The 15,716-nt window shown below is 44.2% G+C and carries 2 protein-coding genes; both read left to right on the top strand.

Going from position 1 to position 15,716, the window contains the following annotated elements:
- The first annotated feature begins 1 nt into the window (after window position 1).
- Window positions 2–8,707, top strand: a complete 8,706-nt coding sequence (locus AC2CGA_RS03735; RefSeq protein ID WP_484480127.1) for an SDR family NAD(P)-dependent oxidoreductase — start codon at window positions 2–4, stop codon at window positions 8,705–8,707.
- Window positions 8,700–15,698: an SDR family NAD(P)-dependent oxidoreductase gene (locus tag AC2CGA_RS03730; RefSeq protein WP_484480126.1), complete on the top strand. Its 6,999-nt coding sequence runs from the start codon at window positions 8,700–8,702 to the stop codon at window positions 15,696–15,698. Before AC2CGA_RS03735 ends, AC2CGA_RS03730 begins: the two co-directional genes overlap by 8 nt.
- The last annotated feature ends 18 nt before the right edge of the window (window positions 15,699–15,716 follow it).

Genomic DNA, 15,716 nt, shown 5'->3' with positions numbered 1-15,716 from the left:
TATGAAAGAAGCCCGTCATATTAGAAAAAAAGTACTTTCTGACATAGAAAGCGGCAACATTTCTTTGGAAGAAGGAGTAAAGCGGATACAGCAGCTTGGTTCTCATTCCGCAGGGGGTAACGGACAGGCGATATATTATCAGACGGTCTGGCAGCGGACAGATCTCAGCATTCATGTAAAAGGCGGCCGGCGTGAGGGCAGCCTTTTATTATTTGATAAAAATGAAGATGTGAGTAAAGAACTTGCTGCATTGCATGATACAAGGGTTATTTTGGTTAAGCCGGGGAAAGAGTTTCGAAAAACCGGGGACGGTGTATTTGAAATCGACCCCCGCTCTGAAAAAGATTACATAAACCTGTTAGGATGGCTTATAGAAGAAGAGAAGTCAGATATACGGGAAGCGGTGCATTTATGGTCAGACATGCCGTTTGAAAAAACAGAGAGAGCGATTCGTGAACAATGCGACAGCGGAGTCTATTCTTTGTTTTTATTACAACAGGCGCTCTTCAAAAATAACTGCCGCAAACCGATCAAGCTGTTATATGGATATTTTTCGCATCTTTCCGGAGAACAGCCTCTTTACGCGGCGGCAAGCGGATTTTTGCGGACATTACAGCTGGAAAATCCGTTAATCTCAGCAAAAAGCATTGAAATGGAGCAGTCAATAGCAGCCGTTCACGCAGCTGATATCATACGCAATGAGCTGAGTGATTTCCAGCCTTCAGATTTAGAGATCCGTTATAAAGACATGCAGCGTTATGTCAAACAGCTCAAAACGTATGAACCCGAAAAAAATTCCGGAAGCGGAGATGTGCCGCTGAGAGAAAATGGAGTATATATTATCGCGGGCGGCGCGGGCGGATTAGGATTTACCTTTGCAGAATATTTGGCTTTTCAAACAAAATGCTGCCTTGTTTTAACAGGTAGATCTCCGCTTTCAGATCATATAAGAAAACAGCTGAGGCGATTGGAGGATGCCGGTTCTTCAGCTGTTTATGTTCAGGCTGATATTACCAATAAGGAAGAAGCCGAATATGTAGTCCAAAAAGCCAAAACTTCTTATGGAAAAGTAAACGGGGTCATTCAGGGCGCGGGAATCATCCGGGACTCTTTCCTTCTTAACAAGTCACGAGAGGAATTCGATCAGGTAATCAGACCGAAAGTATTGGGTACGATGTGGCTGAATGATGCTGTTGAGAAAGAAAATCCTGACTTTTTCATTTGCTTCTCCTCTACTTCCGCAGTGTTGGGAAATGTCGGGCAATCTGATTACGCGTTCGGAAACAGTTATATGGATCATTTTATGAATATGCGTTCTGCCCAGCATTCTGATACGATTTCTCTCTCTCTGAACTGGCCGCTGTGGAAAGAAGTCGGCATGCAAGTGGATGAGCGAACGGTAGAGACAATGAAAAAGGCGGGTTTTTATCCTTTAGAAAAAGAAGAAGGTAAAAAAGCGTTTGCCGTCGCATTGTCCTCCGGTTTTTCGCAATTTACTGTATTTTACGGAGATGAGCAAATTGACAATCATGTTCATCAATTATATGAACGAAAAGACAATATTCAGGCAGATGAAGGAACAGGGAGAAATATCGAATCATTTGATTCAGAGAAACTGACAGCTGAAACATCTGATTTTATCATAAAAATAATTGCTGCAGAATTCAGGATGCCTGCGGACAAAATAGATGCAGAAGAGGCATTGGAAAAGTACGGACTTGATTCCGTTATGATTATCAATATGACGAATGAGCTTGAAAAACATTTCGGCGCGCTCTCAAAAACGCTGTTATTCGAATATCAGACTGCGGCAGAATTGTCACAGTATTTCGTTGAGGAGCACAGGGATACTCTTCTTCATAAACTCCGGTTAGGAGAAAGCGGGAGCGGCACCCCATCTCAGAAGAAAAAAGATAATAAACAGACAGCCGATCTTAACAGGAAACAGAAAATCCAGATGAAAAATCAGGTGCAGCAGGAGAAGTATCATGACAATGATATCGCTATTATCGGTATCAGCGGACGTTACCCGATGGCAAATGATCTTGATACTCTGTGGGAAAACTTATTGAACGGTAAAGACTGTATAACTGAGATACCTGAGGATCGGTGGGATTCGAGGCTGCACTATCAGCCTGCGGCGGGCGACGAAGTAAAAAACCAAAGCAAATGGGGGGGATTTATTGACGATGTGTATCATTTTGATCCGTTGTTCTTTAATATTTCTCCTGCCGAAGCTGAATTAATTGATCCGCAGGAAAGACTGTTTTTAGAGACGGTTTGGCACACCATAGAAGATGCCGGGTACGCAAAGAAAACGCTTGAAAGAAAAAACGTCGGTGTTTTTGCAGGGGTTATGTACGGCCAATATCAGCTGTACAGCGTTGGTCACGAAGCGGCCGTTTCTTCCTCATATGCATCAATCGCAAACCGGGTATCCTACTTCTTTAATTTCAGCGGGCCAAGTATTGCTTTGGACACGATGTGTTCCTCATCATTAACGGCTGTTCATTTTGCCTGTGAAAGTTTAATCAGGAATGAATGTGAAATTGCAATTGCAGGAGGCGTCAATTTATCCATTCATCCTCATAAATACGAACTCCTGACTCAAGGAGGATTTTTATCCAGTGATGGCCGGTGCAGAAGCTTCGGTTCAGGAGGAGACGGCTATGTGCCGGGAGAAGGGACAGGTGCCGTGCTGCTGAAACCGGTAAAAAAGGCTATTGCCGACGGTGATCAGATTTATTCAGTTATTAAGGCAACAGCGATCAACCACGGTGCTAAGACGAATGGATATACCGTGCCGAATCCAAAAGCTCAAAGTGAGGTCATTGCGAGAGCCTTAAAAAAAGGATGTATTGATCCAAAAAGCATCAGCTATATAGAAGCTCACGGAACAGGCACCGCGTTAGGAGATCCGATTGAAATCACCGGCCTGACCAAAGCATTTTCAGGTGCCGAACGCGATAAGAAGACATGCGCGATCGGGTCGATTAAATCAAATATCGGACATCTTGAGGCTGCTGCAGGCATAGCGGGCATTACGAAAGTTATTCTTCAAATGAAACATAAAACGATTGTTCCGTCACTGACTCATTCTGCTGAATTGAATGAGAATATACCGTTTCAAAAAACACCTTTTTATGTACCGGACAGAGCCGAAAAATGGGAGTCATCCGTTCCCAGGCGTGCCGGAATCAGTTCTTTCGGGGCAGGAGGAGCTAATGCCCATGTTATTTTAGAAGAATTTGCGGATGAAGCTATCTCTCCTCTCGCGGCTGAAGAACCTGAACAGCTTTTATTTGTTTTTTCTGCAAAAAATGCCGACAGGCTGGCAGAATATGCAAAACGCGCAAAAGAACAAATAGCAGCCAGAGATTATTCATTAGAAACACTTAGAAATACAGCATTTACTTTACAAACCGGGAGAGAAGAAATGCCGCACAGATTGGCTGTTATCGCCTCCACAAGAGATGAATTGCTTAAAGGGCTGACAGACTATACTCTCGGAAATGCGAGGGATCATATTTTTACAAGCGGCAAAGACACAACAGAAGCTCAAAGGATGAACAAAGCTGAAATTGAAGAAGCAGCCGCAAACAGGGATCTTGTGAAGATTGCTGAATACTGGGTTGGCGGTAACGGAGTAGATTGGCCGTCACTTTATAAAGATGTCACTTTGAGACGGGTATCAGCACCGGGATATCCATTTGCCAAAGAGCTATGCAGAATAGATGCGCAAAATACGGGAAGCCGCCGGATGAACGTAAATAACGATCTGCATCCTTACATTTCATGCAATATATCTGATTTTAAAGCCCAGAAGTTTCTTATCAATGTAAGCGATACCGGTTTGTTTATAAAAACAAAGTATCAAGACAAGGAAATGTTTCCGTTTCTCAGCCAGATTGAAATGGTGAGAGCTGCCGGAGCGATGGCTTCAGGGAATCCGATTATTAAATTAACTGAGCTCTCCTTTAGAGAACCGATGTTACAAAGCGGAAGCAATGAGCAGATCCGGATTGTATTAACCCCGGATAATCAGGGTGCATCGTATTCTATAGAAAAACAGAGCGACTCATCCATTTATTCCTCAGGGCGGCTCGAATTAGAAGGCGGGGCGTACGAGAACGGAAATATTCATCTTGAGCCGTTCCTGTCTCAGGGCGCAGACCGTATACCGTACGAAGCGTTTTATCAGCGGCTTGCCGAATTCGGATACAGCTGCAGTGACAGTCTGAAAGCCGCAGAGCACTGCGTCAGCAGGAACGGACAGGTGCTTTTAAAGATAAAAGCAAAGGCCGGGCCGAAAGGGTGCATAATCAAACCGGAAGTGATTGAGAGCGCATATCAAGCCGTCGTATACCTTGCGGGGGAAAATGCCGGAGAGACCCCGGAAAATATTAAAGAATGTACGATTTTTGATCATGAGACTGAACCCGTTTATGTATATGCAGAACAAACTGAAGAAAGCGATTCGGCTTATGATGTGTATGTATTAGACAATGCCGGCGGGATTTTGATGGAACTGAGCGGGCTGGTTTTTGGCGAAAAGCCTAATAAAAATGTACGTTTTTATGAGCATGAGTGGGATCAAAAAAACCCTCTGATTGAAAAGAAAGATAGGGAGCCAAAAACAATTCTGGTTTTTGCAAAAGATGAAGCATTGGCTGAAGCTCTGACAAATCAATCAGACAGCCGTGTCATTCTCGTCACGCCGGATCAGCGGCAGACCGATCAAAATCTGCTGACATTCTGTATAAACCCGGAAGTGACGTCAGATTATATTCGTTTATTCGAAGAATTGGAGAAAAAGGGGTTTTCTCCTGATGTCATCTTGCACACGGGAGAAACATTTTACGCGGGTGACCGCCTTCTCAGCGGCCTGGAATCAATTTTTTATTTATTAAAAGCCCTGAGTGCCCGCAGTGACGCCTCTCTTTATCTTCATTCTCTGCTTCTTGTTCACTCTTTTAAAGAAGGCATGAATGATCCGTATACGGGCGCTCTTGCAGGCTGTTTAAAAACGGCAAATATGTTGGTGCCATCCGCAGAGAATGTGAAGTCAATCGGTTTTTCAGAACGTATATCAATTGAAAAAATGGCTGAATTTTGTCTTAACGAAATGGTTTCAGGCGTGGAACGGCAGGCGGAAGAAGTTAAATATATAAATGACAAGAGGTATGTTAAGACATTAAAGGAGTATGTATTCAATCATACAGAGCACTCTCATCAGCTGAAACAGAAAGGGATTTACCTCATAACGGGCGGTTTGGGCGGTCTGGGCCTGATTTTTGCAAAATATTTAGCCTCTCAGTATCAAGCAAAATTAGTATTGACGGGAAGATCACCGTTAACAGCTGATAAACGACATAACATTGACCGGCTGCAGGCGCTTGGAGGAGACGCGGTATATTATCAAGCTGATGCCGCAGATCAAAAGACGATGGGATGGGTCATAGAAGAAACGAAACGGACTTGGGGATCCATTCAAGGCGTTATTCATTCAGCTGGTCATGCCGATGATCGGTTATTTACAGAGATGAATCTGACTGATTTTACAGAAGGCATGACTGCTAAAATTGAAGGAACGGTATGCTTAGATGAATTAACGAAAGATGAGCCGCTTGATTTCTTTATCGTATTTTCTTCTATTTCTTCGGTCTTCGGAGATTTTGGACAGGTTAACTATGCGTTGGGCAATTATTTTCAAGATCAATATATAAATTGGAGATCCGAACAGAGCCGCAGGCAAGAGAGACAAGGCAAGAGCATTTCGATTAACTGGCCGTTGTGGCGTAAAGGCGGAATGCATTTAAACAAAGAAGCTGAAGACGCATATCTTTCCGCATCCGGGTTTGATTATTTGGAAACGGAAGAAGGGATAGCGGCTTTTGAGGCAATTTTGGCAAGTGACTGTCCGCAAATTTCGGTTGTTACCGGGGATGCCGGAACTACACCAGCAAAAAAAGATCTGCCGCATCAAAAAGTAAATACGCTTCCGGCTCGTCAAGAGGAAAGTTCTTATACAGGACCGGATTCTGCAGACAATGTCCTTGAAGAACTGAAGCAAATGGTATCGGAATTATTGAAAATTAACATTGAACAGCTGGATACGGCAGAGAATTTCGGAAATCTCGGCTTTGATTCTATCAGTTTGAAAACATTAGCTGTCCGACTGAATAAAAAATACAAGCTTAAGCTGACACCTGCCGTTTTCTTTACTTACAGCCATATAAAGTCTCTTTCAGAATTTCTAAGCAGTGAACTGCGTACTGTTGCAAAAGGGAATACAGATGCAGAAAAAAACATTTCTGAAAAAAGGAAAGTGCACGCCGGGAAAACCGCAGGGAAAACCGTGAAGCCGCCGCGAAGTTTTCCGTTTGAAAAAAAGACAGCAAGACAGGCTGACCATCATCCGGAGAAGCAGCCGGTTGCCATTATCGGGATGAGTTGTGTTTTTCCGGGAGCAAAAAATGCAGATAAGTTTTGGATCAATTTAATCAATGAAAAAGATTCGATTCAGGAAATTCCCCCGGATCGATGGGATTGGAAAAAATACGCCGAAGGCAAAGGAAGCAGCGAAGTACATTCGAAATGGGGCGGATTTATCACAGATGCCGATAAATTTGATGAGGCGTTTTTCAATATTAATCCGCGGGAAGCAGAACTCATGGATCCTCAGCACAGAATTTATTTGCAGGAAACCTGGAAAGCGATAGAAGATGCGGGTTACAAAGCTTCAAAGCTGTCCGGCAAACATATCGGGGTGTTTACGGGCATTCAATTTAATGATTACCGCCAGCTGCTGATGAGGCATTCGGACGGGGCGCATGCGTTTGCGGGAACCGGAAACAGCCAGGCGCTCATCAGCAATCGTGTATCCCACTATTTTAATTTCAGAGGTCCGAGTGAGTCCATTGATACAGCCTGCTCAAGCAGTCTTGTAGCAATCCACAGAGCTGTGCGCTCGATTCAAAATGGCGAAAGTGAGCTGGCGGTAGCAGGCGGGGTTTCGCTGCTCTTAGATCCAGTCACGCATATGTATACCGATAAACTCGGTATTTTGTCTAGGGACGGCCGGTGTAAGACGTTTGATAAACTTGCCGACGGTTATGTCCGCGGTGAAGGTGCAGCTGTTCTGTTATTGAAACCATTGCAAGCGGCAATGAATGACAGAGACAATATTTACGGAGTCCTGAGAGGAACCGGAGAAAATCACGGAGGAAGATCTGCTTCATTGACCGCTCCGAACCCGGAAGCTCAGGCAGAACTAATAACGTCTGTTTACAAAAATGCCGATATTCCTGTTGATACGATATCTTATATTGAAGCACACGGAACCGGAACAGAACTGGGAGATCCGATTGAGATTGAAGGCTTGAAAAAAGCGTTTGGATCTTTTGAGCCGCATCCAGGAAAGAATCATGACCAATATTGCGGCATCGGTTCAGTAAAAACGAATATCGGTCATTTAGAGCCCGCCTCTGGAATGCCGGGGCTGATTAAAGTATTACTATCCATGAAGTATAAAACATTGCCTGCCACACTTCATGTTAAGGAGCTGAACCCTTACATTCAATTAAGCGGAACACCGTTTCATATTGTCAATAAAACTATGAAGTGGGCCAGATTAAAAGATCGAAAAGGAAATGAAATTCCGCGCCGCGCCGGAGTCAGTTCCTTTGGATTCGGCGGGGCAAATGCTCATGTCATCGTGGAAGAATTTGAATACGGACAAGATAAAGCAGTAACTGCCGAGCGGGATCAAATCATTGTTCTATCGGCCAAAACAAAGGAAAGGCTGATGGTTAAAGCCAAAGAGTTAACAGCGTTTTTACATGAAGAACTATCAGTTCAATTCAGTCATCAAGAGGTGCAGGAACGTGATGTGCAAGAGGCGGTTCGGGAAGCGGCAGCGGGTATCCTGCGTTTAGATACCGCAAATATAGATGCAAAGACACCTCTTTCAGAATTCGGATTTGATCCGTTGGCTTATTCCGAATTAATCTCTTATATAAACCAAATGTACGGCACAGAAATATCACTAGATATATTTCAGGAATTAATGACCCTGAGTGAGCTGTGCCGCTATATCAGCAGCGTCCGGAATCGATCAGCTGATAAACCGTATAACGGCAATTTTAGAGAAAAGTCCGGAATCGGTCTTGAAGAAATAGCATATACGCTGCAAACCGGAAGGGAACCATTTGAATGCCGCCTTGCGATCACTTGCTCGAATACCGGAGATCTTCTTGAAAAATTAAACGGTTACATTCAGGGGAGCAGACTGCAAGGTGTTTATGAAGGAAATGTAACGGATTTTGATAGTCTGTACGCTTCTTTATTCGGCGGCCCCGAAGGTCATGCATATGTTCAATCACTGATTCAGCAAAACAAGCCGGCCAAACTGGCTCAGTTGTGGACGATCGGTTGTGAAATCAGCTGGGAAGACTTGTATGAGGAGGAACTCAAACCGGTTAAACGGCCTCTTCCTCTTTATCCTTTCAGTAAGAACAGACATTGGATTCATTTAAATAAAGATGAAGCGCAGAAGATTGAGGCTTTCTCGAACACTGAGCTTCACAATTCAAATAAAGATACAGCAGATGGAGAAATCATGTCGCTTCTTGAAAAAGCACAAACAGGTGAGATGAATACGAAAGAGACGTCAGAGCTGATAGAGGAGTTGCTTTTCCATGAATGAAAAAACGATGCAAATTGAGCAAATCGTGAAAAAGGTGAAAGAAGGCAGCCTGACGCGTGAAGAAGGGCTGGAATTAATTAAGAGTTTGGGGAAAACCCATCTATATGAAATGGTATGGGATAGACATGAATTTAAAGGCAGTGAAAAATTCCCGAATACGAAAGAGCCAATTTTATTTTTTTGCAAAGACGACAGCATGTATACCGTAATGAAGAGGCAGCTTGAAGGCTATGAGGCGCCTTTCATTTACGTGACTTCCGGCGAGCGTTTCGAAGATTGCCGGAACGGTCGTTTTAAAATGAACTTTGCAAATGATGAGGATTATGATGCGCTATGCGGGGTTCTGCGTTCTCAAAATATAAGACCCCGCCATATTATTCATTTTTTAGCTGCCGGGCTCTTCAAAAATACAGAAGATGCAATAAGAAAGCAGCTCAATAAAAGTCTGTTTTCCTTGTTTCAAATGTTTCAGGCTTTCATGGCGAACAAACTTTGTCCGAAAGCAGAAGTTTTGTATCTGTATGAAAATGCCGAGGGCGAGGTTCAGCCCATTTATAATGCGGTTGAAAGTTTTCTTAAGACCGTACAGGCCGAAAATCCGAATTTCACATGTAAGGCTGCAGAGCTGAAATCAATGTTTGACGAGCCGTTTACAAAGCAGCATATTGCAGATGTCATCTCTTTTGAATGGAACAATCAATGCAAGACGGACCACTTTACCTGTTATGAGCCGAGGCATTATTATAAAAGGCAGCTTAAAAGAGTAAAACAAGAAGATGGGGAGAAACATAGTTTCAGTGTAAAAAAGAACGGTGTGTATTTAATTACGGGAGGAGCCGGAGGCCTCGGGTATCTGTTTGCGGAATATCTGGCGAAACAGGCGGAAGTCAAGCTGGTATTAACCGGGCGTTCTCCGGCATCCCGTGAAACGGCGCAAAAATTGAGCGCGCTTGAAAATCTCGGCGCTGAAGCCTTATATGTCCCGGCAGATATTTCAAAGGAAAAAGAGGCGGACGCGTTAATTAAGCACATTAAGCAGACATTCGGGGAATTAAACGGAATTTTGCACAGTGCCGGACTTGTTAAGGATGCATTTATCATAAAAAAAGCGAAAGAAAGCATAGAAGAAGTTATAGCGCCTAAAGTATTCGGAACCGTTTGGCTGGATAAAGCAGCTGAAGAAGAGCCTCTTGATTTCTTCGTTATGTTTTCATCCCTTTCGGCCGTTCTGCCTAATGCGGGTCAGAGCGACTACGCCTTCGCTAACGGATGTATGGACGGATTCACCCAGTATCGAAGCATGAAAGGACGTCCCGGGAAAACACTTTCTATTAATTGGCCTTTATGGGGTGCGGGTAATATGACAGTTGGTCCGGCAGAGCTGCAGGCTTTAAGACACACGGGGCTGGAACTTTTATCTGCCCAAGCAGGGCTTGCCGCTTTTCAGGACAGTATGAGCCGTTCTGCTTCTCAGCTGGCTGTTATCAGCGGAGACAAAGATAGAATAAGTGAATTACTCTCAACTGACCATAAAAAGATAGAGAATGTGCCTGAAAACAACAGTCTGCCGCAATTAAATGAAAAAGATCTGAAAAAGCAAACGATCCGTCTTTTGACAGAGATCGTCGGTGCGGAAACGGGAAGACCGGCGGACAGCATTTTACCCGAGGATACATTTGACCGTTACGGAATTGATTCTCTAACGATTTTAGGTCTTAACTCCCGTCTGGAAAAGTATTTTGGAAGAGTGTCTAAGACTCTTTTCTTTGAATACAGCAGTGTTGAAGAGCTGTCAGAGTATTTTCTTGAACACTATCAACATGAGTTGAAGAAGGCGTTTTTACCGGCAGCCGAACAGCGAATTGATCATTCGGCGCCGGCGAAACGGGAGAAGCTTTCCGTTTCCCGCATACCATCCGCACCTTCCGAGGAAGATATTGCAATTATCGGTATAGCCGGCCGCTACCCGATGGCGAAGGATGTGGAACAGTTTTGGGAAAATATTTCTTCCGGAAAAGATTGTATAACGGAAATACCGAAAGAGCGCTGGGATTTTCGGAAATATTATCACACAGGTGACAATGCCCGTCATGACAGCAAATGGGGAGGTTTTATAAAAGACGCTGATAAATTCGATCCGCTGTTCTTCTCAATTTCGCCTCGTGATGCCGAGTTAATTGATCCTCAGGAACGGTTATTTTTAGAGACAGCATGGCACACGTTTGAAGATGCGGGTTACACAAAGAAAAAGTTGAAACGGCATAAGACAGGGGTATTTGTCGGCGTCACCTACAGCCACTATCAGTTATTTGCAGCCGGTGCTTCAGATGATGAGGGACGTCAGGCGCTCTTGTCTTCTTATTCGTCTATCGCAAACCGGGTGTCATATTTCTTTGACCTGCACGGACCCAGCCTTGCAATTGATACAATGTGTTCTTCTTCACTTTCTGCTGTTCATTTTGCATGTGAAAGTTTAAAAAGGGGAGAATCCACCCTCGCCATAGCCGGAGGAGTGAATTTATCCTTACACCCGGATAAATATACTTTACTTTCACAAAATCATTTTGTTTCAAGCGATGGGCGCTGCAGAAGCTTTGGAGCGGGAGGAGACGGATATGTGCCGGGAGAAGGGGTCGGGGCCGTTCTTTTGAAATCGCTTTCTGCCGCAAAGGCTGACGGGGACAGGATTTACGGTGTGATTAAGGGAACATCTGTAAATCACGGCGGAAAAACAAATGGATATACTGTGCCAAATCCGGGCGAGCAGGCAAACGTTATCAGTGAAACTCTTGATAAGGCGGGGATTGATGCAGACAGCATAAGTTATATTGAAGCGCATGGCACAGGGACATCTTTGGGAGACCCGATTGAAATTTCAGGTTTAACCAAAGCTTTGCACAGCTCAAAAAGCGATTATCGTTGTGCAATTGGTTCGGTTAAGTCAAATATCGGACACCTAGAGGCCGCGGCGGGAATTGCTTCTATCACAAAAGTGCTGATGCAAATGAAGTATAAACAGCTTGCTCCTTCCCTTCATTCCGATAACTTAAATCCTAATATTGATTTTGAGGAAACACCGTTTTACGTGCAGTCTGAACTGACCGATTGGGAGACGCCGCAAAATCAAGCCAGAAGGTCGGGTATCAGTTCTTTCGGCGCTGGAGGATCTAATGCCCACATTATCATCGAAGAGTACAAGAATGAAGAAAAGATGGAAACGGTACAGAGCAACAAGACGCAAATTATTCTGCTTTCTGCCAAAAATGAAGAACGGCTCAGACTCTTGATTGATGCATATATAAAAGAACTGGAGCCAAAAACGTCACTAGCTGATGCCGCGTACACTTCGCAGACCGGGAGAAACGCTATGGAAGAGCGGCTCGCTGTTGAGGTTAGCAGCATTGACGATCTTCGCAATAAGCTGACGATGTATTTGCGGTCAGATCATAAGTTAAACGGTTTATATAGGGGAAACGCCCGCCGAGGCGCCGGTCAAAAGAATGCCCTGTCAGCCGCTCACTTTGAAAATGCAAGAGATATGGCCATTCACTGGGTGAACGGAGGAGACGTTGAATGGGAAGAGATGTACACTGCGGAATTACCGAAGCTTATTTCTCTTCCTGCATACCCTTTTGAACGGAACAGATATTGGGTGCCTGCCGCAAAAGCAGCACAGAAACAGAAAACAGGTGTACCGCAGAGTCTGCCCCATGCACCGACTGACTTATCATTTGATGTATTAAAAAAATCGTGGAAAAAACAAAAGGCTGCGCCTTCCGCTTTTACGAAAGGACAGGTGATGATCCTGGCTAATAGTGAAAGTGAGCGGCTCGCATTCGAATTGTTTGATTCAGATACTCTGATTGAACCCGCTGTCATTTGCGCAGATAACTGGGATCATTCGGATGGAGAAGCCAAAAAAACGGCTCTAGCAGTCATAGAAGAAAATCCGGAAATCATCGGCATGATTGACCTGTCAGATTTGCGGAGTAATCAAAACGGGGCACGCACCGGCACAATCGGGAAGCTGATACTGCTGCAGGAAATCATAAAGACACGTAAACAGCTTTTCGTTTTACATGTGACAAGAGGGCTCCAGACATTTCTGAATGACAAGCCGTCATTAGCCGGAGCCGAAACAGCCGGACTATATAAAATGCTGAGCGCGGAGTATCAAAAGATAAAATCAAAAACAATAGATGTAGACGGGCATGTCGGGACTGCGGCGGAACTGAGACAGGTAATCACAGATGAAGCTTGCGCTGACGGGCTGTATAGTGAAATCTGCTACCGGAACGGTGAACGTTATATTCCATACGTCGAGAAATTACATGCGGCGGAAATAAACCGGAAACTATCCGGTCTGCCGGTATGCCGTACGGATCAAACCTTGGTTATTACAGGGGGAACAAGAGGGATCGGAGCAGAACTTGCCAGACATTATGCCGGCAAGGGAGTCAAAAAACTTGTGCTGATGGGAGTAACCGACCTTCCGGAATCTGATAAAATAGCCGGCATGTTAGAAGACACCGATGAAAAGTCACCTCTTTTTTCGAAATTACAACTGCTGCATGAGTTGGATCAAAAGGGAGTTCAGGTGGAAGTGTATGCAGGGCCGCTCACGGAAAAAGAAAAATTACATCGCTTCTTTTCAGAGGTGCGAATGAAGTTCGGCAAAATCGGCGGGGTGATTCATTGCGCTGGTGCAGCCAATCATTCGAATCCGGCTTTTATTCATAAATCTGATCAAGAAATAAGAGAAGTATTTGAGCCAAAGGTGCAGGGGATGCAAGTACTTCATGACGTTTTTATTGATGACGAACTTGATTTCTTCATTTTGTTTTCATCTGTTGCGAGCGCTTTTCCTTTATTAGGCGCCGGAACAAGTGACTATGCCGCGGCTAACGCTTTTATGGATTACTTTGCGGCGTATCAGCATGCAGCCGGCAAAACATATTATCAATCAATTAACTGGCCGAGCTGGAAGGACATTGGGATGGGCGAGGTGACAAGTCCATCATATCAGGCACTCGGTTTACTTTCACACTCAACAGAAACAGGTATTTCCATGCTGGATGAAATCATGACGATAAACGGATATCCATGCCTTATACCGGCAAAGACACATCCGGAGAAATTCAAGCTGAAGCAGCTGCTTCAGACAAGAATTCAAGCTGCTAAAAATAACCCGGATGCTGAGGAAAAAGTGGTCTCTGGTCATGGAGACAATGAAGCTATGATCAGGAAGTTAATGGAGATTTTTTCCGCGGAGCTGAAAATACCTTACGGGAATTTAGATCAGGATACGTCTTTTGCGGATTACGGAGTTGATTCAATCTTACTGGTTCAGCTTGTCAAAAAAGCGGAAGAAGCATTTCAAATAAAAATTGAACCTTCGGCTTTTCTGGAGTATCCGAGTTTTTCACAACTGGGCGTCTATTTGAACGAGTTATTTGCAAGTGAGGGGATCAGTCCTCAAATTGATTCAGAAAACATTGAGGTTCGGAATAAAGAGCAACATATAAATCAAAATGCTTCCGAAGTACGGGACAGCGGATCTCAAATGCAACCAACCAGTCTGAATCAAATCGCTATTATCGGAATGGGCTGTGAGTTTCCGGATGCTCCGGACACAGAAACGTTCTGGAGAAATTTGAAGAAAGGACAAAATAGTGTCCGTGAAGTCCCGGCGTCGCGATGGGATATTTCTTCATACTACTCTGACACCTATGAAAAAGGAAAAAGTATCAGTAAGTGGGGCGGATTTCTTCAAGATATTGAGTCTTTCGATCCCGCGTTTTTTAATATGAACAAAAGTGAGGCATCAGAGCTTGATCCGTTAATCAAAAAATGCCTTGAGGTCAGCGTCCAGACATTGAGAGACGGCGGCTATACAAAAGAAGAAGTATCAAACAAAGAAGTCGGCGTTTTCATCGGTTCGCGGACCGGGACGTTTATGTCCAAAATAGGTTCCCCTTCAAAAAATACAATCGTGGGTATAGGACAAAATTTCATAGGCGCGCATATCTCACACTTTTTTAATCTGAAAGGACCGAATCTGGTTGTAGACACGGCTTGTTCTTCTTCATTGGTCAGCGTCCATCTCGCTTGTCAAAGCCTGATGTCAAAAGAGTCAGATATGGCGATTGCGGGCGGGGTTGACATTTTGCTGGATCAAAAGCCTTACGTCATGCTGAGTGAGGCTCGGGCGCTTTCACCTGAAGGAAAATGTCATACATTTGATGAGAAGGCAGATGGATTTGTACCGGGAGAAGGATGCGGCGCAGTCCTTTTGAAAAGACTTGATGACGCCCTTGCCGAAGGTGACAGAATTTACGCGGTAATTGACTCCTCCGCGGTTAATAATGACGGACAGACAATGGGGATGACAACACCTAATCCGAAAGCGCAAAGCGCAGTGATAAAAAAAGCCCTGAAAAAAGGCGGAATAGATGCAGATACTCTCAGTTATGTCGAAACGCATGGCACCGGTACGATGATAGGAGATCCGATTGAATTAAAAGCGCTGACTGAAGTGTTCCGGGAGGTTACGGAAGAAACGCAATTTTGCGGAGTAGGCAGCGTAAAAACGAATTTCGGACATTTAATGAGCGCAGCGGGGATAGCGAGTATTATAAAGGTTGCCTTATCCATAAAAAATCAGATGCTCCCGCCGACACTACATTGTAAAACGCCAAATCCGCGTTTTAAATTTGATCAGTCGCCTTTCTTTCCGAACACGTCTTTAAAAGAATGGCGTCCCAGAAAAGGGGTTTTGAGAGCCGGAATCAGTTCTTTTGGATTCGGGGGCACGAACGCACATATGATATTGAGCGACAGCCATCTCACATTAGGATATGGAGAGACAAAAAGACACCCGCTTTCTCCGGTTATATTCAATAAGGAACAATGCTGGATCGACAATGGAGAAGCTCCAGAAAAGGAAGAGTCAGAATTGCTGATTCCTTTACTTGATTTCAAAGAATTATAAAGAAAAGAAAAGGAATGA

Source organism: Bacillus sp. SYZHCR11 (assembly GCF_057196865.1).
The sequence above is the reverse complement of the archived record's forward strand: the minus strand, read 5'-3'. Positions and strand labels throughout refer to the sequence as shown.

Excerpts from the sequence above, each read along its gene's own strand:
- AC2CGA_RS03730 (WP_484480126.1), top strand. The coding sequence starts at position 8,700 with ATGAATGAAAAAACGATGCAAATTGAGCAAATCGTGAAAAAGGTGAAA.
- AC2CGA_RS03735 (WP_484480127.1), top strand. The coding sequence starts at position 2 with ATGAAAGAAGCCCGTCATATTAGAAAAAAAGTACTTTCTGACATAGAA.